Source organism: Pseudomonas sp. NFX5 (assembly GCF_049132125.1).
Taxonomy (GTDB): Bacteria; Pseudomonadota; Gammaproteobacteria; order Pseudomonadales; family Pseudomonadaceae; genus Aquipseudomonas; species Aquipseudomonas marginalis.
The window spans coordinates 180432-204357 of record NZ_JAFMZG010000044.1; the positions used below are offsets into that span (position 1 = coordinate 180432).

The window sequence follows — 23926 nt, forward strand, 5'->3', positions numbered from 1 at the left end:
GTCTTGCAGAGGCAACTATGTCGACCAAACTTTTCGCCAAATACCTGGTAACCGCCGCGGTACTCCTGTCGTTCGTCATTCTGGTGCTGCTCGGCGGCTGCTCGGCAGGCGACCCAGCGCCGGCAGTCGCCACCCCCATGGTCTCGGTGATCACTGTGCAGCCCAAGCGCCAGGTCATGACCACTGAACTGGCCGGGCGCACCCAGGCGTTTATGGTCGCCGAGATTCGCCCGCAGGTCGGCGGTATCGTGCAGCAGCGCCTGTTTGTCGAAGGCGCCGAGGTCAAGGCCGGGCAGGCGCTGTACCAACTGGATGCGGCACCCTACAAGGCGGCATTGGCTGAGGCCCAGGCGAGCCTGGCCAAGGCGCGCGCCACCTTGAAGTCGGCACAGACCACCGCCGCGCGTAACGCCCGGTTGGTGAAGATCGACGCCATCAGCCAGCAAACCAACGAAGATTCCCAGGCCACCCTGCTGACCGCCGCCGCTGACGTCCAGGTGGCCCAGGCCGACCTCGACACTGCCCGCATCAACCTGGCCTACACCCGCATCAGCTCGCCGGTGGCCGGGCGTATCGAGACGTCCACGGTCACCCCCGGCGCACTGGTGGTGGCCAACCAGGACACCGCACTCACTACCGTGCAGCAACTCGACCCGATCTATGTGGATGTGACCCAGTCCACCACTGAATTGCTCGCCCTCAAGCACGACCTGGCCCGTGGCGTGTTGCAGGCCAACGGCGACGGCGAGGCGCGCATCAGCCTCAAACTGGATGACGGCAGCACCTACAACCACGACGGCCGCCTCAAGTTCAGCGGGGTCAGCGTCAACCAGGGCACCGGCACCGTGACCTTGCGTGCGGTGTTCGACAACCCCGAGCATGTGCTGCTGCCCGGCATGTACGTGCGTGGGGTGTTGGAGCAGGCCCGGGATGACCAGGCGATCCTGATCCCGCAAAAAGCCGTAAGCCGCAGCGCCAGCGGCGTGACCTCGGTGTTGCTGGTGGTTGACGGCAAGGTCGAGCAACGCGTGCTCAGCGTTGACCGCGCCGTGGGCAACCAGTGGTGGGTGACGGCGGGTTTGCAGGCCGGTGACCAGGTGATCGTCGAAGGTGGCCAGAAAGTCCGCATCGGCGCCATGGTCCAGACCCAGGCCGCCGATGCCGGCGCCCTGGCGCAGGAGGGTTGAACATGGCGCGTTTCTTTATCGATCGACCGATTTTCGCCTGGGTCATCGCCATCGTGATCATGCTCGGCGGCGCGTTATCCATCAGCCAGTTGCCGCTGGAGCAGTACCCGGACATCGCGCCGCCCACCGTGCGTATTTCCGCCACCTACACCGGCGCTTCGGCCAAGACCGTCGAAGACTCGGTGACCCAGGTCATCGAGCAACAGATGAAAGGCCTGGACAACCTGACCTATATGTCGGCCTCCAGCAGTTCGGCGGGCAGCGCCAGTATCAGCCTGACCTTTGGCGCCGGCACCGACCCCGATGTAGCGCAGATGCAGGTGCAGAACAAGCTGCAACAGGCCGAGTCGCGCTTGCCGCAGTCGGTGCAGAGCGAAGGCCTGACCGTGACCAAGGGCGGCTCGGACTTCCTGATGATTGCCGCCCTGGCCTCGGACAACCCCAGCGTCACCGGCACCCAGATCGGTGACTACATCTCCAGCACCTTGCTCGACTCCATCAGCCGTATCGACGGCGTGGGCGACGTACAGACCCTCGGTTCGGGCTACGCCATGCGCATCTGGCTGGACCCGGCGCTGCTGGAAAAATACGCGCTGATGCCGTCGGATGTGAGCACCGCGCTGGAGGCGCAGAACACCGAAGTGTCAGCCGGCCAACTCGGCGCATTGCCGGCGGTGAAGGGCCAGCAACTCAATGCCACCATCAGCGCGCGCAGCAAACTGCAGACGGCCGAGGAGTTCCGCAATGTGGTGGTCAAGTCCGGCAGCGACGGCGCGGTCGTGCTGCTCGGTGATGTGGCGAGCGTGGAGTTGGGCAGCGAGAGCTATGACATCAACTCGGCCCTCAACGGCAAGCCGGCCGCCGCCATGGGCGTGCAACTGGCGGCGGGCGCCAATGCGCTGGAGGTGGGCGAGGCGGTCAAGGCCAAGCTCAAGGAACTGGCGCCGTTTTACCCCACCGAAATGCAATTGAAGAACGTGATCGCCTACGACACCACGCCCTTTGTCAGCCTGTCCATCGAGGAAGTGGTCAAGTCCCTGGGCGAGGCCATCGTGCTGGTGGTGCTGATCATGTTCCTGTTCCTGCAAAACCTGCGGGCCACGCTGATCCCGGCGATCACTGTGCCGGTGGTGTTGCTGGGCACGTTTGGTGTGCTGGCGTTGTTCGGTTACTCGATCAATACCCTGACCATGTTTGCCATGGTCCTGGCCATTGGCTTGCTGGTCGACGATGCGATTGTGGTGGTGGAAAACGTCGAACGGGTGATGAGCGAGCAGGGCTTGTCGGCCCTGGCGGCCACGCGTCAATCGATGGATGAAATCACCAGTGCACTGGTCGGCATCGCCCTGGTGCTGAGCGCGGTGTTTATTCCCATGGCGTTTTTTGGCGGTTCCACCGGGATCATCTATCGGCAGTTCTCGGTGACCATCGTCTCGGCCATGGTGCTGTCGGTGGTGGTGGCGATGACCCTCACGCCGGCACTGTGCGCCACGCTGCTCAAGCCGGGGCATGCGGTTCAACGGGGCTTCTTCGGTTGGTTCAACCGTTCCTTCGAACGCTGTTCCAGCGCCTATGAAGCGTTGGTCGGCGCTGTCCTGCAACGCTCACGGCGCAGCCTGGTGGTGTATGTGCTGATCGCCGCAGCCATGGCGGCGGGTTATGCCAGCTTGCCTACTTCGTTTCTGCCGGATGAGGACCAGGGCATTCTCATGGCGCAAATCCAGCTGCCGGTGGGCGCTACCGACAGCCGCACCCAGGCGGTGTTGCAGCAGTTCGAGGCGTACATGCTCAAGCAGCCGGAAGTCGAGGCGATGATCAGCATCAGCGGCCTGGGCATGGGCGGCAACAGCCAGAACACCGCACGGGCGTTTATTCGCTTGAAGGACTGGAGTGAGCGCTCGGACGATGCCGCCACGATTGCCCAACGTGCCACGTTGGCCCTGGCAAGCATCGGCGATGCCGATGTATTCGTGATGCAACCGCCCGCCGTGCGTGGCCTGGGCCAGAGCTCGGGGTTTGATTTGCAGCTCAAGGACCTCGCCGGTCTTGGCCACGACGCATTGGTGGCGGCGCGCGAGCAGTTCATCGCGCTGGCCAGGCAAGACCCGCGCCTGCTGGGCGTGCGCAGCAATGGCCTGGACGACGCGCCGCAACTCAAAATCAGCATCGATGACCGCAAGGCGGGGGCCCTGAGCCTGAGCACCAGCGACATCAACAGCACCTTGTCCACGGCGTTGGGCGGTACCTATGTGAACGACTTCCTCAACCAGGGCCGCGTGAAGAAGGTCTACGTGCAGGGCGAAGCCGGCACGCGGATGCAAGCGGCCGATCTGGACCACTGGTTCGTGCGCAACAGCAACGATGAAATGGTGCCGTTTTCGTCATTTGCCAGCAGTGCCTGGAGCTATGGCTCGCCGTTGCTGGAGCGCTACAACGGCACATCCTCCCTGGAAGTGGTCGGCGACCCGGCACCCGGTGTGAGCTCCGGCGCGGCGATGGACGCGGTGGAGGCGATTGCCCGGCAACTGCCCGATGGCATCGGCTACGAGTGGACCGGCCAGTCGTACCAGTTGCGTCTTTCCGGGTCCCAGGCGCCGTTGCTGTATGCGGTGTCCATCCTGTTTGTGTTCCTGTGCCTGGCCGCGCTGTACGAGAGCTGGTCGGTGCCGTTCTCGGTGATCCTGGTAGTGCCCCTGGGTATCGTCGGCGCGGTGTGGGCCACTCGCTTTACGGGGTTGAGCAATGACGTGTACTTCCAGGTCGGCCTGCTGACCACCGTAGGGCTGGCAGCGAAGAACGCGATCCTGATCGTCGAGTTTGCCAAGCACCTGCAGGAGCAGGGCAACAGCCTGCGCGAGGCGACGCTGATCGCCGTGCGCCAGCGCCTGCGGCCGATCCTGATGACGTCCCTGGCCTTCATGTTCGGCGTGCTGCCCCTGGCCGTGAGCAGTGGCGCAGGTTCCGCCGGGCGCCGGGCCATCGGCACCGGTGTGCTGGGCGGCATGTTCAGCGCCACGGTGCTGGGGATCTTCTTTGTACCGCTGTTTTTTGTGTTGATCCGTCGCCGCTTTGGCCGTGTCAGCACGACGCCCATTGTCGAAAAAGGTGACGCATGACCCGCTTTCTCTTCCCGTTAGTGGCCGCAGTGGTCTTGAGTGGCTGCATCAACCTGGCGCCACACTACCAGCAACCCGAGGCACCGGTGCCTGGCGAATGGCAAGCGGGTGTGCAGGGTGAGGTGCCGGCCGACATCCAGTGGCAGCAGTTCTTTACCGACCGCCGCCTGGCACACCTGCAAACCCTGGCCCTGGCCAATAACCGCGACCTGCGCCTGGCCAGCCTGAATATCGAGAAGGCCCAGGCGCAATACCGCATCCAGCGCGCAGCGGCGTTCCCGACCCTCGACGCCAGCGTCAGCGGTACCCACAGCCGCACGCCGGGCTCGCTGTCCAGCGGCGGCACGGCCGTCACCAGCCACGACTACAGCGCGCAATTGGGCCTGAGCAGCTATGAGGTCGACGTGTTCGGCCGCGTGCAGAACCTGCAGGACGAAGCGCTGGAAGACTACCTGGCGCTGACCGAAACCCGGCGCAGCACGCAAATCAGCCTGGTGGCCGAAGTGGCCACCGCCTGGCTGACCCTGGCCGCCGACAACGAGCACCTGCAACTGGCCGAAGAGACCCTGGCCAGCCAGCAGTCCACCTACGAACTGACCCAGCGCAGCCACGCCCTGGGTGGCTCCACGGCGTTGGCCGTGGCCCAGGCGCAAACCACCGTCGAATCGGCGCGGGTCGATGTGGCCGAGTATCAGAGCCAGATCCTCCAGGACCGTAACGCCCTGCGCCTGCTGGTCGGCAGCGACATCCCCGACGCCTTGCTGCCCGACGCCCACCTGCGATCGGCAGCGGCGTTGGTGCAGGTGCCGGCCGAGCTGCCGTCGAGCCTGTTGCAGCGGCGCCCCGACGTACTGGCGGCGGAGCACAGCCTCAAGTCCGCGAACATCGACATTGGCGCGGCCCGCGCGGCGTTTTTCCCCAGCATTAGCCTCACCGCGAATGCGGGCTCCGCCAGTGCGTCACTGTCCAGCCTGTTCAAGGCCGGCAGCGGCGCGTGGACCTTCGCCCCGAGCATCAGCCTGCCGATCTTCGATGCCGGCAGTAACCGCGCGACCCTGGATGCGGCCAAGGTCGAGAAAGAGATCCAGGTGCAGACCTACCAGCAAACCCTGCAAACCGCATTCAAGGAAGTCGCCGACGCCCTGGCCGTGCGCAGCACCCTGGACCAGCGCCTCACCGCCCAGCAAGCGTTGACCGAGGCGAGCCAGAAGAGCTACGACCTGTCCGACGCGCTCTACCGCGCCGGCTCGCAAAGCTACCTCGAAGCCCTGGATTCCCAACGCTCGCTGTACAGCGCCCAGCAGGACCTGATCACCCTGCGCCTGGCGGAGCAGAGTAATCGGGTGAGTTTGTATAAGGTGATGGGGGGAGGGTGGCAGTAAATATGGCGAAGTCTGTACAGCAGTTCAGCGTCGAACGGTTTTGGAAGCGCGTTATGGATTTGCTAGCGAGATGAACTTCATTGTCTTGTCACTCAGCACTGACAGATCATCAGCCGTGATGCGTATACGAAGGTTGCTGTCTACACCGCTGGAGATTTCACAACACCCAAACAACGCAATTGATGCGGGTTTGCCCTTGGATATCCAGTAATCAAACAACGCAGCGTACAGACACTCGGACAGCTCGTCGAACTCAAGCCGTTTTTTGACGAATAGGAACAATTGCTCAAGATTTCGGAGATCGTCTTTCTTGTTGTTGAAGTCTTTACAGGCGAGGGTCAAGGTGTTCGCAAAAAAGAGGTTCGTGCAACGTCCTGTTTGGCTGCCAAAGGCCGATAAATGCCGGGTAAATTTTGCAAGGCAAATTTGCTCGATAGACAGTACAGCTATACCTTCACGAATTAGCTGCAGGTTTTGGGCAAGCATCCACACCACGCCGTCATCGTCACTGAGTAGCGGGCAGAGAGTGAAAAGTTTTTCGCAGTTGCCGAGAAAACCCTCGCAGTCGCGTGCTGCCAGCGTGAGGCTGAGGCTTCGTCCCCATAGTGACAAGTGCGCCTGGCCTGCTTCATTCGAATAAGACACGTTGAATACCACTTGGATTTGACTCGCCAGGGCTAAAGCGCTTCGTAGGTCATTTTCAAGCAGTCGCGCAGTCTGCGCGTTGAATACCGCTTTGGCCTCCATGGCGATTGCGACTGCCGGGTCGCTGACCCGTGCGACGTAGCGTTCTATTTCAGGATGCAGTTCGAGTACCTTTGCTGGCGTTTTTAGTTTCGCGTATGCGTACATGATATTGACCAATGCCCAAGTTGAACTGACGTGGAAAGGCTGGTCCAGGTTTCCTTGTTCAATGCCCTGTCCCACCTGTGGTGCCAGCAAAGGAAGGCAGCGTTTGGCCAGCGGGATCAGTTGGCTACTTAGCGAGTAAGTATCGCCCAAGGGCTCACTAAGGTACTTGGCGACTTCTTTGTAAAGACGCGCCAGGAGTGTGTTCAGCTCAGAGGAAGCGCCAAAATTCGTTTGGAGGATTTGGGCAGAAACCAGCGCCTCAGCCAGCATCTCTTCATGGTGGTTTTGTATAGCTGCCATGGCAACGTTCACAATAGCGTCCCCCCAGAAGAGCTCAAACTTGTCGTCTGGATGTTCTATGACTTCGGTGACGAACTGCCTGGCTTCCAGATTGACTGCGCGCGCACGCGCTACGTCGACTTGTTTCTTGACTGGGTCAACGATCAGGTGCATAAGCGCTTTGAGCTGCCGGTACGCCACTTCTCGATCGGCGGGGAAGTGTTGTGCCAGCCTGGATAATAGCTCGCAAGTACGATTGATTTGCGCCGCAGACGGTTTTTGCGTGCCGAGTTTGATCATCGCGTTATAAAGCAGCCGTGCGAGTAGGCTCAGCGCAAACTTATGAGTTGTCGGCACCTTACAGGCGACCGCCGTCAGCATGTCGAGTAGACGCAGATATCCTGGGAGGCAGATCGTGGTTTTTTTCAACGCATCCAGGGTTTGGAGCAGGTTGTAAGGGTGGAGAGTCCATGCCGAACTCAAGATAGCCTCAAGCGAGGCGTCGGTTAGAGTCGGCAGTGCGGTAGCGGGCGCGAACTGCATTTGAGGGCGCCACAATTCATCGATAAAGAACTCGCCGATCAGGTCGGGCTGCAGGATGCCTCTCGGAGGGCAGACCTCTAAGGCTGCTTTGGTAGTCGGCGCTAACTGTGTTGCAGGAATCAGCTGCGCAAGGTCATCCCAGAGTTGTTGCTGTTGTGTGCTCAACAGTTCGAAGATGTGCTCATGCTGTCTCAAGTCTTCGACGGTGGGGATCCGATATGTCTGGGTCTTGGGGTCTTTGACCAGCAGGTAGTCCGACTCATCATCGCCGGTTCGAACAAGTACCCGGTGATCCTCCTGGAGGATATCCAGGCCGCGAATAAGAGTGGCCACTGCGAGCAACTGCACGAGCCTTGGAAACAGACCTGTGTCATTGCATCTGGTTTTCCAGCGCTGCGCCTCACGTTGCAGCACCGGCAGCAGCAACTCGCGCAAGGCGGGCACGTGAGTATCATTTGGCGCTCGGCTGAACGCCCCTGCAATCAGCGCAATCAACAAAGGACGGCCTTCGCTGACGTGCATGACCTGCGTCCAGAACGGTGAGGACGGCGGTGGCAGTTGCTCCACGACCGCTGGTGCTCCGGCTTCTAGCCAGGCCCGTAATATCTCGCCAGCCTGTGCACTCAGCGCGGTCAGTTCGCGCGGCGCCTGGTACTGATTGTTTCTAATCAATGTCGCGGTGGTGCTTTCAGTGAGGACCAGCTCTTTCCACCAGTCTGCGTTTTCATTTGCTTCTCGCTCAAGCAGTAACACACGCAACTTCGAACTCAGGCTATCGCCCAGTGCGCAGCACATTCTTAACAATGCCTTGAGCGCTTCAGAGTCCCGTGCCGCATAATCGAACACCAGCAGAGTGGGGCGTTGCAATTGTTGAAGTTGCTCGACGGTCGGTAGGTTTTTCGCGTCGGTGAAGCCGCAATACCAGTTATCTTTGTACTTGAGCTCAAGTTCATGGGCCAAGCGCGTCTTGCCAATTCCCGCGGGACCACACAGCGTCCACCAACTGAATGGCGACGGGCTTTCCATGAAGTCCGCCAGTACGTCCAAGTCACCGCCACGCCCCAGCAGCGGAATCTTACGTTCGGCGAAAAACAACCAGCGGGGAGTGAACGGCGGGATTTCCTCTTGGGAGACTTCAGTCCTGAGCAACCAAACGGGACGGTGCGCGGGGTCTTCAGCATGGCGATAACTTTTAAGTATCTTCCACACCACCAGAAGCGGTTCTGGCGTTAGCTTGGCAGCCTTTTTCAGCAGGTCGGTGTAGTCGAGAATATCCGTCTTGGCATTGAATGCCAGCCGGCTTCCCACCACTTCATCAATAGCCTTTTGAAAATAGCTTTGCTGTTTATTGGTCAGCACATAGACGATGACCCGTGTGTAGGTTTTGTCCAGGTCGTGGTTCAAGAACTTTGCCAGTGTGTTCTTTACTTTTGTCAGGGTGGTGGTGCCAGATATTTGGATGCCGATCTGTTTGACCTCATCCCCCAGGTCGATGGCTGGGTAGTCCTCTTTCTCTTCGTTGAGGTTACGCAGGTCCGGCCAGCCCATGATGGTTTGGAATAGGGGCAGAACGACTTTTTCTGAGATCCTGTGGACGTCGAACAGACCCATTGCCGTGCTGGCTTCGACATTCTTTACCAACCAGATGAATTCGTCTTTGACTTCAAGCAGCAACTTCTGGTGATCCATAGAACGCCTTCATCCTTGAAAAATAGGGTGTGTTTCGACTCTGTAAGCGAGGCGAATCTACCGTTATCACACGTTGCTCTCAAGTCGTAGGACGAAGGGGGCTGGAAAAAGCCGCACAAGGCGGCTTTTTCCAAGAGGTTGGATACCCGCGCGTTGAACTATGGTCGCTGCTGATCCTGCGCCGCCTGTAACACCCGCAGCAAATTTCCGCTCCAGATATTGGCCACCTGCTGTTCGCTATACCCGGCATCCAGCAACCGCTGGGTAATCACCGGCAACTGGCTCACATCGTCCAGCCCGCTTACGCCACCGCCGCCGTCCCAGTCGGCGCCGATACCGACGTGGTCCGGGCCGGCCACTTCCAGCAGGTGCAACAGGTGCTTCATGAACACATCGAGGCTGGCCTTGGGTTGGGCGAAATGCAGGTTGAGGCTGTCGCGTTCCTGATAGAGCGCCTTGACCTGTTCCGGGCTGAGGGCGGCAAGGTTGTGGAAGCGTGCGCCGAGCGCGGCCATGGCTTTGTTGCGATCCGGGTTGGGCGTGAGGGGGATCAGGTAGTCGCTGTAGGCGTTGACCTGGATCACCCCGCCCTTGGCCGCCAGTTGGCGCACGCGGTTGTCGTCGAGGTTGCGTGGGTGCGGGTTGACCGCGCGGCTGCTGGAGTGGGAGGCGATGAGCGGGGCGCTGGACAACGCCAGCATCTGGTCGAACACCGCGTCGCTGGCGTGGGACACGTCGAGCAGGATGCCCAGGCGGTTGGCTCGTTGCACCAGGTCGCGGCCCTTGGGGCTCAGGCCTTTCCATTCCTGCAGCGCGGTGGCCGAGTCGGCCAGGTCGTTGTTCATGAAATGCACCAGGCCGAGCATGCGCAGGCCTTGGCGGTAGTAGGTGTCGAGCAACTCGGGATCGGAGCTGAGTGGATCGGCGTTTTCCATGCTGATAAACACCACGCGCTTGCCTTGGGCCGCGATACGCCGGGCGTCGGCGGCGGTCAGGGCCAGGGCGAAGCTGTCGGGGTTGCGGTCGATCACATCGCGGATGCGGGTGAGGGTGGCCAGGCCATAGGCGCTGGCGTAGGCGCGGCCTTCCTCGGTGCGTGGGCCTTGGGGCGTGTAGACGGCAAAGAAACCCCCATCCAGGCCGCCTTCGCGCATGCGCGGCAGGTCGACCTGGCTGCCGTCCTGGCGATAGTCGTGGCGCTCGAGGATGTTCCAGCCGGGGCGGGTCAGGGTCAGCGGCGTGTCCAGGTGGCTGTCCAGTACCAGCAGGCGTTGGTGCAGGGCCAGGGTGGCGGGGCTGACGGCGGTGTCGGCGTGGGCCAGCAGTGGCAGCAGGGCGAGCAGCAGCAGGCGCTTGTTCATGCTCAGAACTCCATGCTCAAGGTGCTTTGGAAGGTGCGCGGCGAACCCGGGCGGAACACGGCGGGGCCACTGGTGCTGGTGAGGATGTAGCCCAGGTAATCCTTGTCGAACAGGTTGTCGACATTGAACCGTAACTTCACATTCTTCAGTGGGCCGTAGTGCAGGCGCTCGCCCCCCAGATCCAGGTAGGCGTTGTACAGGGTGTAGCCGGGCACCGATTCACTGTTGGTGAAGTTGCTGTAGCGCTCGCCGATATAGCGTGCCGAAAAGTTCAGCAGTGCCCATGGCGCCAGTTCATAGGTAACCCCGGCCTGGGCCAGCCAGCGCGGGCTGTCGGGCACCTCGTTGCCTTTGATCGAAAGGCCGCCGGCGTCGTTCCGAAACGTGGAGGTGTTGTAGGTCAGGTTGCCGTTGAGCACCACCTTGTCGGCCAGGATCGGGGGTTTCCATTGCCCGCTCAGCTCGCTGCCGTAGGCCTGCACCTTGCCGACGTTCTGGTAGTAGGTTTCCACCTGGCTGCTGCCGGGCACGGCTGAGGCGAAGGCTTGCAGGCGGTTATCGAAGTCGGTGCGGTACAGCGCCCAGGCCGCGTTGAAGGTCGGCCGGTTGATGCGATAGCCCACCTCGTAGTTCTTCGCCCGCTCCGCCTCCGGTGGCGGCGCGCTGGGGCTGGCCGCGCGGAAGATGTCGTCGGCGCCACGGGGCAGGGCCATGTTTTCCGAATAGGAAGCAAATACCTGGGTGTCATCGGTGAGGTTGTAGACCAGCCCGGCCTGGGGCAGGAAGGCGTCGTTCCACTGGGTGGCCAGGCGCGGCTGGCGGTCGTTGATGTAGTCGCCGGCGTTGCGATAGCCCTCGATGCGGTACTTGAGGTGCAGGCTCTTGAAACCGAACTGCAGGCGCAGGCGGTCGTCGAGCAGGGTCCAGGTGTCCTTGAGGTGGTACTGCAACGAATTGCGCGTGGAGCTGAAATCCCCTTGCAGGTGCACCGGCTCATTGAACAGCGGCTCGCCGGCCGGGCTGCCGTCGGTGAGGTTGTAGCGCGCCTGCTGGCGGTTGAACACATCGGTCTCGGCCCACATACCGGTGTCGATCTGGTGCTGGCCGATGTCCCATTGCAGCCCGGTGCGCCCGCCGAAGCGATGGCCGCTGAGGGACGACAAACCGTATTGCACGCCCCGTGGGGCAAACAGGCCATCCACGTTGCTTTCGGCGTTGTGCAGCGCCAGGGAAGTGGCGTAGGCCTCGGGGGACACGCCAAAGCCTTTCTTGGCCTCGTAGTAGAGGGTGGTGTAGTTGAGCAGGTCCGGGCGGATCTCTAACTGGCCGCCCAGGCTGTACAAGGTGTCGCGGCGCTGGTTCACCGCCTGTTTGTAGAACTGGTTGTAGTGGGTGTTGCTGTAGCGCACGCCGGGCACGCTCTCGGGTAAGTCGGGCAGGCTGCCGAGGTAGGCGAAGTAACGGCCCGAGCGACCGAACGGGTCATTGGCGCTGCCGTCGTACTGGGCGCTGCTGACGTAGGGCGAGTCGTAGTCGTAGAACGCGTTATGCACGGCGCGCAACCACACTTCGTCACGCTCGCCGAAGCGGTAGCGCACCTTGGCCTCCAGGTGTTCACGGTCGATGGTGCCGGGGCCGCGCCACAGGTCGCCGTCGATTTTCGAGCGGCTGAAATACGCCGACAGGCCCTGGTATTCGCCGCTTTGCAGCTTGACGAAACTGCGCCGCAGGCTGTCGCTGCCGAGGGTGTAGGACAGGCTGGCGCCCGGCTCGAGCGTGGGGTTGCTGGTCTGGTAATCCACATATGGGCCCAGGGACGCATAGCCCGATTGCGACACGTCGCCCGCGCCGGTGGAGGCGGTGACCCGCTCGGTGTTTTCATTGTCGACGTAGCGATAGATCGGGCTGCCGCCGAACTGATCGGTACGGCCCAGTGGCACACCGTCGATGGAAAAGCCGATCTGCTGCAGGTTGAAGGCGCGCACGAACACCGAGTTGCCGAACTCATACAGGCCCAGCGCATCGTTGACCTGCACGTTGAAACCGGGCAGCGCCTCGAGCATTTTCAGCCCCGAAGTGCCGGCCGGCGCCGACAGCAACGCCTGGTGCGAGATGCTCAGGGTATTGCTGATTCTGTCTTCGCCGATGGCGGCGCTGGCTTCGGTCACGCGGGCACCGACAACCTCGACTTTGCTCAGTTGCGGTTCGGTGGAATCGGCGGCCTGCGCCGCCCAGCTTGAATCGGCGACCAGCAGGCTGGCCAGCAGGGTCTTGCGGTACTGAGCAATCATTGTCTGTCCTTGGCAAAGGTGTGGCGTTAAAGCCCGGCGTGGGCTTGGGCGAGAAACTCGGGCTGGGCCCACTCGTGCACGCTGAAGTCGTTCTGCAGGAAGCCGCGTTGCACCAGGAAGTCCTTCTTCAGCTCCAGGGCCGCCAGGTTCTGCGGCGCCAGGTTCGGTACAAAATCCAGCTCGGCGATGGCACGGCGGATAAACCCGGCGTCCGGCAGGAAGGTCACGCGGGTGAACAGCTCGGCGGCGGCATCGCGGTGCTGGTTGATCCAGCGCCCGGCGCGGATCGCGGCGCGCAGGAACGCCACGACCACCTGGGGATGCTCTTCGGCAAAGGCACGGTTGACGGTGGTGGCGTAGGGGCCGTTGTGGTTTTTCAGGGTCCAGTCCGGGTAGCGTTCCAGGTCTTCGATTACCGTGAATTCACCGCTGGCGAGCAGCGCCGGCACATGCCCGGCCGCGACATGCAGCGCATCCACACGGCCTTCGGCCAGGGCCTGCACCTCATGCCCGGGTTTGCCATGCAGCCCATGCAGTTGCGACCAGAACGCCGAAGGCCGCACGGCCGGCAGCAAGGTCTGCGGATCACCTTCATCCTCCAGCTCGATCAGGCGCACTTGCGACGGCTCCAGCCCGGCCAGTTGCAGGGCATTGAACAGGCCATGCTCGGCCAGCGCCTTGAGCACATCGACCCGCGCCGTGTTGCGGCTCACCGGCACGCCGATGCGCTTGCCGAACAGGTCGGCGACCTGGCGGATACGCCCGTCGGCACGCACCAGGATCTGCCCGGCGCGTTGGGTGGCGGTGCTGGCCACCAGCAACGTATCGGCCTGGTCGGCGCGCGCCCACAAGGCCGGCACCGCGCCGCCGTCGCGAATCAAGCGGGCTTCGCCATGGGTGAAGTGCGGCAGCCAACCGAGGTTATCGGGCAGTGAGCGCAGGTAGATCGCGTCGGCGCCGACGCGTTGGTATTCCTCGTCCAGCCAACCGAGTTCAACGGCAATGTTGGACGCGACCAGCAGCGGGCAAATGCTGTAGTGGGTGGGCAGTGTTTGGCTCATGGCAGACTCCTTGGTGAATGGGGGGTGGCGCTTAGGCGTTCGAGGCCTTGTTGCAGGTCGGCGAGCAGGTCCTCGACCGCTTCCAGGCCCACGTGCAGGCGCAGCAGCACGCCCGCTTCAATCTGTGCCGAAGGGTGGCGTTGCTGTTGGCGAATCAGGCTCTCGAAACCGCCCCAGCTGGCGCCCATGGCGAATAACCGCAGGCTTTCCAGGAAGGCCTTGGTGTGGGGCTCGAAGCGCGGCTTGAGGACCACGCCGAACAGCCCGGTGGAGCCGAGGAAGTCACGCTTGAACAGGTCGTGCCCGATGGCCCCCGGCAGCGCCGGGTGCAGCACCTGGGCCACTTCGGGACGCTGTTGCAGCCACTGCGCGACGGTGAGCGCCGAGCGCTGGTGCTGGCGCAGGCGTACACCCAGGGTGCGCAGGCCACGCAGGCCCAGGTAGGCGTCGTCGGCGCTGGCGATATAGCCCAGTTGGCGGACGGTCTCGCGCACCGTCGAATACAGGGTTTCAGTGGTGACGATCACGCCGAGCATGGCGTCGCTATGGCCCACCAGGTACTTGGTGGCGGCATGAATCGAGATGTCCACGCCGTGGGCGAACGCCTTGAAGAACAGCGGCGTGGCCCAGGTGTTGTCGAGCATCAGCAGTGCGCCGTGGGCATGGGCGACGCGGGCCAGGGCGGGAATGTCCTGGACCTCGAAGGTGCTGGAACCGGGTGCTTCGGCGTACACCAGGCGCGTATTCGGGCGCAGCAAGCCGGCGATGTCGGCACCGAGCATCGGCGCGAAGTACGTGGCCTCAATGCCATAGCGCGGCAGGATCTGGTCGAACACCTGGCGCGCATGCCAATAGCAATTGTCGGTCACCAGGATATGGTCGCCGGCCCGCGCCACCGCCAGCACCGCGCCGACAATCGCCGCCAGGCCGCTGGGCATGATCAGCCCGCGAAAGCCGCCTTCCAGCTGCGCCACGGCGTCTTCGAAGGCGGCGGTGGTGGGGTTGCCGTTACGGCCGTAGATATGCCCGCGATAGTGCGGGTCGGCGGCCTGTTGCAGGTGGTTTTCGAGGGTGCCGGTGTCGGGCCAGATAAAGGTCGAGCTGCGATACACCGGGGTGTTGACGCTGCCTTCGTGGCTGGCGGGGTCGCGTCCCAACTGGGTCAGCAGGGTATCGTCATGCATAGGGTCAGTGCTCATGTGCGCTCCAGCCGTTTGGCCAGGCGGGAGAGGGGGTAGATGTAGACAAAGAAGGCGATGAACACCAAGCCGTAGGCGGGCAGCAGCAGGTCGTTGCGCAGTTGCGTGGACAGGTGCGATTGCACGGTGGTCATCAGCTCTTCCACCCCCAGCAGGTTGGCCAGGGAGGTGGACATGGTCACCGCGCAATACAGGTTCATCCACGGCGCCACCAGGCTGGGCAGGGTCTGCGGGATGATCACGTGGCGCAGCGCCTGGCCGTGATGCATGCCCAGGGCCTGGGCGGCTTCCCACTGCCCCAGCGGCACCGCGCGTACGGCACCGCGCACGATCTCCGAGACATAGCCGACAGCGGGCAGCGCCAGGCCCAGTGCGACCTTGAGCCAATCCGGCAATTGCCACCAGCGCCCGGCCCAGTGCACTTCATAGGGCAACAGGTAGGCCACATAGAACATCACCACCAGCCACGGCAGGTTGCGCAGCAGGCGGCTCAGGTGCCCGGCACCACGACGCAGGCGCGGCCGGGCGCTGACCTGCAGGCTGCCGAGCACGACACCGGCCAGCGTGGCCACCAGCATCGCGGTGACGCCCATGAGGATATTCAGGCCGAAGCCTTGCAGCAGCGCCGGCGCCCACTGCCACAACAGTGCGGGCCAGGACGGTTCAGGCAGCATCGGGCAACTCCTGGCCTGGCAGGCGCAAGTGGTTTTCCAGGCGGCGCAGCAGCCAACTGCTGGTGCCGATCAGCAGCAACCAGACCAGCAGCAACACCTGCATCATCTCGGCGACGTTGAAGTTGTCCGACCAGATCCGATTGCTCGCATAGAGCAATTCCGGCACCGCAATCGCGTAGGCAATCGAGGTCGACTTGATGGTTTGCACCACCGTATTGCCCATGGCCGGCAGGCTGTTGCGCAGCGCCAGCGGCAGTACGATATGGCGCAGTACCGTGGTGCCCTGCATGCCGAGGGCGGCGGCCGCGTCGAGGGTGGCGCGGGGCACGGCATCGATCCCGGCGCGCAGGTTCTCGGCCTGGAACGCGCCGCTGTGCAGGGCGATCACGATGATCGCCCATTGCGTGCCGTTGAGCAGCCGCACACTGGTGTCGTCCGCCAGCGGCAGCCAGGCGCCGACGCCGAAGTAGAAAAAGAACAGCTGCACCAACAGTGGCGTGTTGCGAAACAACGCGACGTACCCCGCGCTCAACCGGCGCCACAGCGAGCGGCGCGAACCCAGGCCGGCGGCCCCCCACACACCGATCACCAGGGACAGGGCATTACTTGCCACCGACAGCAACAGTGTCAGGCCCAGACCGAGCAGGAAGCGCTGGCGGTCCATCGGGTCCCACAGGATGCTCAGCGACAGGCCATGCTGTTCCAGCCACAGGCGCAGGTTGGCCTCACTCATGGCTGGCCCGCGCATGCTGCTGCGCTACCCAGGCATTCGGCGCCAGGCCGTAGCGCTGTTCCAGGCCGATGATCACGCCCTGGGCATGCCAGCCTTCGACGATGCTCGACAGCGCCGCCAACAACGCCGGCTGGCCCTTGCGCAAGGCGATGCCCCACGGCGCCGGATCCTGGCCCGGCAGCTTGACCTCGTAGTCGGCCCATTCCGGCTGGCGCGCCAGGGCGCTGTACAACGCATCGTCACCCATCGCCCCCAGGCAACGGCTGTCGGCCACCGCCTTGCGCACTTCGGCCGTGCCGTTGAACGAGGCGAACTGCACGCCGTAGCGCGTTTCAAACGGGCGCACCCAGACACTGGTGGCGGGCGCACACAGGGTCTTGCCGCGCAGGCTTTGCCAGTCCGGCACGGCGGTGCTTTTCGGCGCAAACACGGTGGCGGCCGAGCTGTAGAAACCGGGAACGGCAAAATCCACTTCGCGCCGCCGTGCGGGGGTGTCGAGCAGGGACGTGACCAGCACCTCGCAACGGCCCTGTTCGAGGAACAGCAAGCGGTTGAGCGGATTGACTGGCACAAGTTGCAGCTTGAGCGGCTGGCCGACCTTGGCAGACAGCTGCTGTTGCAGGTCGACGATCAGGTCCAGGATCAACCCGCCGGGCTTGCCTTGGGCATCGAAGGTCTTGAAGGGGGGGAATTCGTCGCTGGTGCAGACGTTGAGGGTGCCACGGGATTGGGCCCGTTCCAGCAGGGGTTCGGCGTGGGCGTGGAGTGCGCCGAATGCAAAAATAACCAACAGCGCCCGCTGCCAAAGTGACCTGTCGTAAGGACCGGAGGCAAGTCGAATCGTCGCACCGCCCCTTCCACTTTTATCAGGGCGATGGGCGAGCGCACTCATGTCGCACTCCAGCCCAGGCGCGACCGCTGTGCCGCGCCGCTGGGAAAGGGCTGCGGCGTACCGAGCTGCTGCGCCAGGAAGGTCAGGTAGGCCGCTTCTTCCAGGTTCACCAACAACCGTGTCGCGGCCAGCACGTCCCGTTCCGACCAGGCAAACGGCCCGTGATTGGCCAGCAACGCCGCCGGCGCACGCGGATGTTCACGTAACGCCGCCACCACCGGCTCCGGCGCATACCGCGGCCCCCATGCGGTCAGCGGCACCTCCTGATCTTCATCCAGAATCCCCAGCAACTGCGTGGCATGGGGGCGCAACGCTCGCCCGGCAATCGCGAAGGCGGTGAGATACGGCGAGTGCGTGTGAATCACCGCATTCACCAAGGGCCGCTCGCGGTAGATCGCCACGTGCAGCGCCGCCACTTCCTTGAGGTTGTCGGTGAGGCTGCCCTGGCTGTGTTGCAGGTCGAAATCGACAATCGCCGCCACGCCACTGTCGGCGCCGCTGAGCGAGGCGATCACCAGCCGTGCTTCGCCGGGAATACGCAGGCTGATATTGCCCGCCTCATTGCTCGACAACACCTGGTGCTTGATCAGCAGTTGCTTGGCCAGGGCAAAGTCGTGTTCGAACACTTGGGTAAAACGCACAGGATCAAAGCTCATGGGAACTCCTTGGTTGAGTCAGAAGCGGTAGTCGGCTTTCACGTAGTAGAAGGCGCCTTCGGCACCGGCCGGGGAGATGCTCTGGTAGGCCACGCGCCCGCCGACAAAGCGGTTGGCCACGTCGATCTTGTCCGGGTAGCTGTCGAAAATATTGTTGCCGCCCAGGGTCAGGGTGAGCGCCTGGCTGATGTCGTAGGACAGGCTGGCGTTGCTCACCCATTGCGCCGAAAAGGTCTGGTCGCGGGCTTCGCCAAGGTTGGAGTCGAGGGTGTAGGTGCCGTAGCGAATCGTGTTGACGCTCGCCTGCCAGGCGCCCTTGCGCCAGTCGGCACCGAGGATCAGCTTGCTGTTGGGCGAGGCGCTTTCCACATAGCTCAGGGCTTCGCGATTGATCAGGGTGATGCCGGTGCCGGCCAGTGGGCCGGGGTTGTCCTTGATGTCGGTGACCTGGGTCTTGCTGTAGTTGAAGGCGCCGTTGAGGGTCAGCTGGCTGGCGTCGGCCAGGTCCAGGCGATAGTGGGCGGCGAGGTCCACGCCGCTGGTCTTGGTGTCGAGTGCGTTGGTGAAAAAACTCACCCCGGAGTAGTTGCCATAGCCTTGGTTGGCGAGGATCTGGCTGACCTGGGGGCCGCTGAGGGTTTCCGACAGGGCAATGCGGTCCTTGATGCGGATGTGGTACGCATCGAGGCTGACACTTGCACGCTCGAGCGGCTGCCAGACCACGCCGAGGGACAGGCTGGTGGATTTTTCCGGCTTCAGGTCACTGGCGCCCAAGGCGCGGGCGACCGGGGTGTTCACGCTGACGGTGCCGACCTGGTAGGCGGTGGGGTCGCCGGCCTTGAACTCGGTCTGGGTCGCCGAGGTGCCGATCTGCCCCAGGGTGGGCGCGCGGTAGCCGCTGCTGAGGGTCGAGCGCAGGCCCCACTGCGGGGTGAAGTCGTAGCGCGCGGAGAACTTGCCGGTGCTGGTGGTGCCGAAATCGTCGTAGTGCTCGCTGCGCCCGGCCAGGCCCAGTTGCAGTTTGTCGGTGACTTGCTGCTCCAGGCCCAGGTAGCCGCCGAACACGTGGCGGGCATAACGGCCTTCGTCGCTGTCCTGGGTGCCGGGGAAGCCCTGGGCGCCGCCGGCACGGGCGGGCAGGGCGCTGCCGTGGGTCCAGGAGGCGAGGTCACCGGCGATCACTTCATAGGCTTCATTGCGCCACGCCAGGCCGCTGGAGAACACCAGCGGGCCCGCGCCCCAGCCGACCTTGAATTCCTTGATATGGTCGAGGCCGACGTTGGTTTGCTCATTGACCAGCGCCCCGGCATTGAAGCTCGTCGGGCTGGCGGCGCCGAGGCTGGCGTTGAGCGAATCGCTGAGGTGATAGTCGATGCGGTTGCGTCCGTAGTTGGCACTGAGGTCGAAGCTGCCGAGTTGCTCATCGCGGATCTTTACGCCGCCGGTGACCGAGGCATCCCGCGAGCGCACGTCGAGCAGTGGCAGGAAACCGTTGGGGTACACGGCCACCAGGTTGTTGGGGTCGATGGGCCGGCGAAAGGTTGCCTGGGATTCGCCGGTACGGTCCTGGTAGGTGGCGAAGCCGTACAGGTCGACCGTGTCGCTCAGGGACAGGCCGCTGTTCAGCGCCAGGTTCCAGTCCTCGAGGCCCGGCGAGCCGTAGCGCCAATGGCGGTCGGCATCCGCTTCACGGGCGTCGCCGCTGGGGTAGAACTGCCGGCCATCGGTGCCGCCGGTGGAGGTGCGTTCGCTGCGCAGGCCTTCGCCGCTGAGGGTGAGAAAGCCATCGCCGGGCAAGGTGAAACCGCTCCACCCCCCCACCGACCGGCGAAAGCCATCGCCCTTGGTGTACTGGCCGAAGGTGCTTTGCACGGCGCCGCCGTGGTCCTGCTCCTTGAGCACGATATTGACCACCCCGGCAATCGCATCCGAACCGTATTGGGCCGAGGCGCCATCGCGCAGCACTTCGATATGGTCGACGGCGCTGACGGGAATCGTCGACAAGTCCACCGCCTGTGAGCCACGCCCCAGGGTGGCCTTGGTGTTGACGAACGCCGAGGCATGCCGACGCTTGCCATTGACCAGCACCAGCACCTGGTCGGCCGCCAACCCGCGTAACGACACCGGCCGCTGCGACGACACGCCATCGGTGCCGTTGACCTGCGGGTAGTTCACTGACGGCACCAGGGTTTCCAGGGCCTTGGCCAGGTTATCGGTGCCGGCGCGCTGCAACTGCTCGCTGCTGATCACATCCACGGGCGCCGCGCTTTGCAGCGCGGTGACGTCGCTGCGCCGGGTGCCGATCACCTCCACGGATTTCAGGCGTGGCGCCAGCGGTTGGCTGTTGGCCGCCGCGGCAGGGTCGGCCAGTCGATGGATCAATACCGCACCGCTGGCCGTCTGGCTGAAGCCCAACGGGGAGCCGCCCAAGGCAATGCCCAGCGCCTGTTCCTGGCTCAGTCGGCCCTGGATCGCGCGGCTCCCACGGCCTTCCACCAGCGGCGGGTCGAAGGCGATAGGGTGGCCGCTTTGCTGGGAGATGCTCAGCAGCACCTCATCCAGGGGGCCTGCGGGGATATTGAAGTCAATCACCCGTTGTACCGTCGCCGCGTCGTTTTGCGCCAACGCCAGGCTCGGCAGCGTCAGCCCGCCCATGGCCAATGCACACGCCAAAGGCGCCAGGGTGAATCCTGTTTTCAACATGCCAATCTGCTCCGGGTCGTGATGTTCTTTACGACCTTGAGCAACTTCGCGTGTGGATTTTCACTACCAAGTTAGAACGATTAGTTGGGTGTCTAGATGATTTAGTTGCGCTTATAAGCTTCGATCAAATGGGTCTAAGTGCGCAGTGAAAATATAAGGGACTATCTGCACAAGGGTACTGACAGCCAGAACGGGTTGTCCGCGCAAAGCATACAACGTTCACCGCGATGAACGTGTACGGCGGTCTGCACGCTTACGGAGAAGCTCATCAGGAGACAGATGCCCATGTCTGAAGTGCAAGTTCTACAGGTTCATGTCCAACGACCTAGCCGTTCGGTCAGTTGTGGCGAAAAAACGTTTCAGCTTAGCCTTCTCGCGGTAATCAAAGGAGGAGATTGCTATGTCTGAAGCCCTGGCTATTCGTTGCGAGAACACCGTGCCGCGCAGCATGGTGCACCGTGCCGCCGTCAGCGAAGTGTTCCTGACCGGCGCGGAACTGGTAAAGGAAGGACACTTTCGCTGCAGCGCCCAACTACCGCGCACCCACAGTTACTTCAGCGAACATACCCACCGCGCCGCACACTACGACATGCTGTTATTGCTGGAAGTATTCCGCCAGGCGTCAATTTATATCTCCCATGCGTTCCTCGACGTCAGTGCCCAGGACAAGTTTATCTACCTGGACAGTGTGACCCGCGTGACCGACCGGAGTTTATTGGTGGTGGGGGATCGTCCGGCATCCGCCGAGATCGATGTCTACGTGGTGGATGAATACCTGCGTCACGGCGAGCGCAGTGGCGTGACCCTGAACATGTCCCTGAGCATCAATGGCGAAGTGGCTGCACGCCACGAACGCATGAGCATTCGCTGGATGAGCGGCGCGGCCTGGAACAAGATGCGTGCCCGTGGCCTGGCGGCGATTCCCGCCAACGCCGACCCATTGGCACAGTTGCCGCCACCCTTGAGCCCATCCGCCGTAGGGCGTCACTGGCTGAACAATGTGGTGCTCGGCCGTGAACTGGAGCAGGGCGCCGCGACGCTGGTGGCGCCGCTGATCGTCGACCTGAACAACCCGGCGATCTTCGACCACCCCCTCGACCATATCCCCGGCATGCTGTTGCTCGAAGGCTTCCGCCAATTGGCGCTGGTGGCGGCGGACCGGCAGTTGCAGGTGGGCCCGGAGCAGTTGCTGTTATCCCGCTGCCATGTGGTGTTCACTCGCTTCGGTGAGTTTGGTTTGCCAACCCAGGTGCGTGCGGACCTGACCTCCCTGGCCCGTGACGAACACGGTCGCATCACCCTGGCGCTGGAGGTCGAGCAGGGCGGCGCGGTGATTGCCACCGCGGAGCTCGAGTTGCTGCCGCTGGTCGCCAGCCAACCCTTGGCCCTGGTGGCGGGAGGTGTGCGATGAGCGACCTGCAATTTATCTGGTTCGATTTCGGTGGGGTGCTGTCGCCGCCGATTCCTGCGCTGTTCGAGCAATACCAGGTCAAGACCGGCCTGGCCCCGCACGTGCTGCAACAGGCCATGGGCGATGTGGCCGATGAGTTGGGCGTGCCCATGCTCGCGCCGGTGGAGAGTGCCTTGCTCACCGAGCGCGAGTGGGGCGAGCGCCTGGCGCAGGCCCTGCGCCGCCGTGACCCGCAGGTCGATTTATCCCGCGCTCACCTGCACACCTTCGGCGCGCAATGGTTCGCCGGGGTGCCGGCCAATGCGCCGCTGGTGGCCGCCGTGCGCGCACTCAAGCGTGCCGGTTTTCGCGTCGGCATCCTCACCAACAACGTGGTGGAGTGGGAGCGGCATTGGCGGGCGATGGTGGGCCTGGATGAGGTGGTGGACCTGATTGTCGATTCCAGCCAGGAGCGCAGCCGCAAGCCGGAGCCGGCGTTCTTCCAGGTGGCGACTGCGCGCTCGGGCGTCGCACCGCAGCACAGCCTGTTGATCGACGACGTCGCGGAAAACATCGAAGCCGCCGCCGCGCTCGGCTGGCAAGTGCTGCACTTTATCGACAACCACCAGGCGCTCGCCCAGCTGCAGCGCCTCACCGGTGTCAGCCTGTTGCAACCTGCCGTGGAGCCTGCCTGATGAATATCGCCGTGATCGCCAGACCCGAGGTCACCGTGGCGCGCATCCCGCAGTTGGATGCACCGCCGGCCTATCAACCTGCCAGCCCCGCCAATGGCCTGCCGAGGATTCTGCTGCCCAGCGGCCACCTGGCCTTTCACCTGACCCGTTACGAACACGTGCAGGCGTTGCTGCTGGATAACCGCGCGATACGCGCGCCGTGCAACGAAGAAGACGGCGCGAGCTTTTTGCCGACCATCACGCCGCCTGAACTGCTGCTCAACAACGACATCCCCGACCATGGTCGCCTGCGCAAGGTGGTGGCCCGGGACTTCAGCCCCAGTGGCGTGGCGTTGCTGCGCGACAAGGTGGAACACGCCACCCATGAACGCCTCGATGTACTGCAACGCCAGGCGCCCGGTGCCGATCTGTTTGCCCAGGTGCTTGACCACATCCCCGCCACCGTGGATTGCCAGTTGCTCGGTATCCCCTTGAGTGACCGTGAGTATTACCGGCCCCTCAGCCATACCGTGCAGGTGGCGTCGGACGCCGATGTGCCGGAACTGCTGAACCAGTTCTGGGGCGTGTACAACTACCTGACGGACCTGGTCACCGGTGCGCGGCCCACCGATCCCGATGGGCTGATCCAGCGCTTCGTCGCGACCCGTGCCGACAGCGAGCCGCCGCTCAACGACAAGGAGCTGGTGGGCATCCTCCTGGGGGTATTGATCGGCGGCGACCAGAACATCCTCACGGTGCTGACCAAATCGGTGTACACCCTGTTGGCGGCCCCCGAGCTGTGGCAGCAATTGGTCGACGATCCGGGGCTGATCCCGGAGGCGGTCGAGGAGCTGCTGCGCCTGATTCCCCTGGGCACCATCTCGACCTTTCCGCGCCTGGCCAGCGTCGACCTGGAAGGGCCGTGGGGGCTGATTCCCGCAGGTAGCATCATTTACGCCGATGCGTTTGCCGCCAACCGTGATCCGGCGGCGTTCCCCGAGCCCCTGGCGATTCGCCTGGACCGCAAGGGCGCGCGGCATTTGCAGTTCGGCTACGGCATGCACAACTGCATGGGCGCCGCCCTGGCGCGCCTGGAAATCACCACGGTGCTGCAGATCCTCGTGCAGCGCTTCCCGAACCTGCGCCTGGCGGTGCCGGCGGACCAGGTGCCCTGGGTCGACGGCATCATCCTGCGCCGTCCTGCCCGCTTGCCGGTGCACGGCTTCACTTCAACCTGACCTTGG

Annotated in this window: 16 protein-coding genes; 6 read left to right on the forward strand and 10 right to left on the reverse strand. The window is 63.4% G+C overall.

Annotated features, from left to right (window positions below; genetic code table 11):
* Nucleotides 1-17 precede the first annotated feature (17 nt).
* From J1N02_RS28850 to J1N02_RS28860, 3 genes are read left to right on the forward strand one after another with little or no spacing between them, the layout of a single operon-like run.
* The gene (locus J1N02_RS28850) at nt 18-1187 is read left to right on the forward strand and encodes an efflux RND transporter periplasmic adaptor subunit (RefSeq protein WP_421148130.1); all 1170 of its coding nucleotides are present in this window, start codon (nt 18-20) and stop codon (nt 1185-1187) included.
* 2 nt (nt 1188-1189) lie between these two features.
* Entirely contained in the window at nt 1190-4303 is a 3114-nt protein-coding gene (locus J1N02_RS28855) for an efflux RND transporter permease subunit (protein WP_421148131.1), read from the forward strand.
* Nucleotides 4300-5685 carry an efflux transporter outer membrane subunit gene (locus tag J1N02_RS28860; protein ID WP_027606706.1) on the forward strand — a complete coding sequence of 462 codons (1386 nt, stop codon included), beginning with the start codon at nt 4300-4302 and terminating at the stop codon, nt 5683-5685. Before J1N02_RS28855 ends, J1N02_RS28860 begins: the two co-directional genes overlap by 4 nt.
* A 51-nt stretch (nt 5686-5736) precedes the next feature.
* Here the strand turns inward: J1N02_RS28860 and J1N02_RS28865 are convergent, their stop codons facing one another.
* From J1N02_RS28865 to J1N02_RS28910, 10 genes are all read right to left on the reverse strand, one after another.
* On the reverse strand, nt 5737-9048 hold the full coding sequence (locus J1N02_RS28865; protein ID WP_098479415.1) for an SMEK domain-containing protein: 3312 nt from the start codon (nt 9046-9048) through the stop codon (nt 5737-5739).
* A 158-nt stretch (nt 9049-9206) separates the two neighbouring features.
* The gene (locus tag J1N02_RS28870; RefSeq protein WP_421148132.1) at nt 9207-10409 is read right to left on the reverse strand and encodes a dipeptidase; all 1203 of its coding nucleotides are present in this window, start codon (nt 10407-10409) and stop codon (nt 9207-9209) included.
* A gap of 2 nt (nt 10410-10411) precedes the next feature.
* On the reverse strand, nt 10412-12700 hold the full coding sequence (locus J1N02_RS28875) for a TonB-dependent receptor (protein WP_421148133.1): 2289 nt from the start codon (nt 12698-12700) through the stop codon (nt 10412-10414).
* 26 nt (nt 12701-12726) lie between these two features.
* A complete protein-coding gene (locus tag J1N02_RS28880; RefSeq protein ID WP_146476280.1) occupies nt 12727-13761 on the reverse strand; it encodes an ABC transporter substrate-binding protein in 1035 nt (344 codons plus the stop codon).
* Nucleotides 13758-14960 carry a cystathionine beta-lyase gene (gene metC, locus J1N02_RS28885; RefSeq protein WP_405125793.1) on the reverse strand — a complete coding sequence of 401 codons (1203 nt, stop codon included), beginning with the start codon at nt 14958-14960 and terminating at the stop codon, nt 13758-13760. Before metC ends, J1N02_RS28880 begins: the two co-directional genes overlap by 4 nt.
* Nucleotides 14957-15634, reverse strand: a complete 678-nt coding sequence (locus tag J1N02_RS28890) for an amino acid ABC transporter permease (protein ID WP_092357127.1) — start codon at nt 15632-15634, stop codon at nt 14957-14959. The genes metC and J1N02_RS28890 overlap by 4 nt, the downstream gene beginning before the upstream one ends.
* Nucleotides 15624-16367, reverse strand: coding sequence for an amino acid ABC transporter permease (locus J1N02_RS28895; protein WP_405125794.1), 744 nt, complete (start codon nt 16365-16367; stop codon nt 15624-15626). The genes J1N02_RS28890 and J1N02_RS28895 overlap by 11 nt, the downstream gene beginning before the upstream one ends.
* Nucleotides 16360-17157 carry a transporter substrate-binding domain-containing protein gene (locus tag J1N02_RS28900; RefSeq protein WP_421148134.1) on the reverse strand — a complete coding sequence of 266 codons (798 nt, stop codon included), beginning with the start codon at nt 17155-17157 and terminating at the stop codon, nt 16360-16362. Before J1N02_RS28900 ends, J1N02_RS28895 begins: the two co-directional genes overlap by 8 nt.
* 98 nt (nt 17158-17255) lie before the next feature.
* The gene (locus tag J1N02_RS28905) at nt 17256-17915 is read right to left on the reverse strand and encodes a class II aldolase/adducin family protein (RefSeq protein ID WP_027606698.1); all 660 of its coding nucleotides are present in this window, start codon (nt 17913-17915) and stop codon (nt 17256-17258) included.
* Between the two features lie 18 nt (nt 17916-17933).
* Entirely contained in the window at nt 17934-20618 is a 2685-nt protein-coding gene (locus J1N02_RS28910; protein ID WP_421148135.1) for a TonB-dependent receptor domain-containing protein, read from the reverse strand.
* Nucleotides 20619-21018: 400 nt separating this feature from the next.
* Here J1N02_RS28910 and J1N02_RS28915 point away from each other — a divergent pair, with 400 nt between their 5' ends.
* From J1N02_RS28915 to J1N02_RS28925, 3 genes are read left to right on the forward strand one after another with little or no spacing between them, the layout of a single operon-like run.
* On the forward strand, nt 21019-22029 hold the full coding sequence (locus tag J1N02_RS28915; protein ID WP_421148136.1) for a ScbA/BarX family gamma-butyrolactone biosynthesis protein: 1011 nt from the start codon (nt 21019-21021) through the stop codon (nt 22027-22029).
* Nucleotides 22026-22703 (forward strand): HAD family hydrolase, encoded by a 678-nt coding sequence (locus J1N02_RS28920; protein WP_065941656.1) that lies wholly within the window; start codon nt 22026-22028, stop codon nt 22701-22703. Before J1N02_RS28915 ends, J1N02_RS28920 begins: the two co-directional genes overlap by 4 nt.
* On the forward strand, nt 22703-23920 hold the full coding sequence (locus J1N02_RS28925; protein WP_092484620.1) for a cytochrome P450: 1218 nt from the start codon (nt 22703-22705) through the stop codon (nt 23918-23920). The genes J1N02_RS28920 and J1N02_RS28925 overlap by 1 nt, the downstream gene beginning before the upstream one ends.
* Nucleotides 23921-23926: the final 6 nt, after the last annotated feature.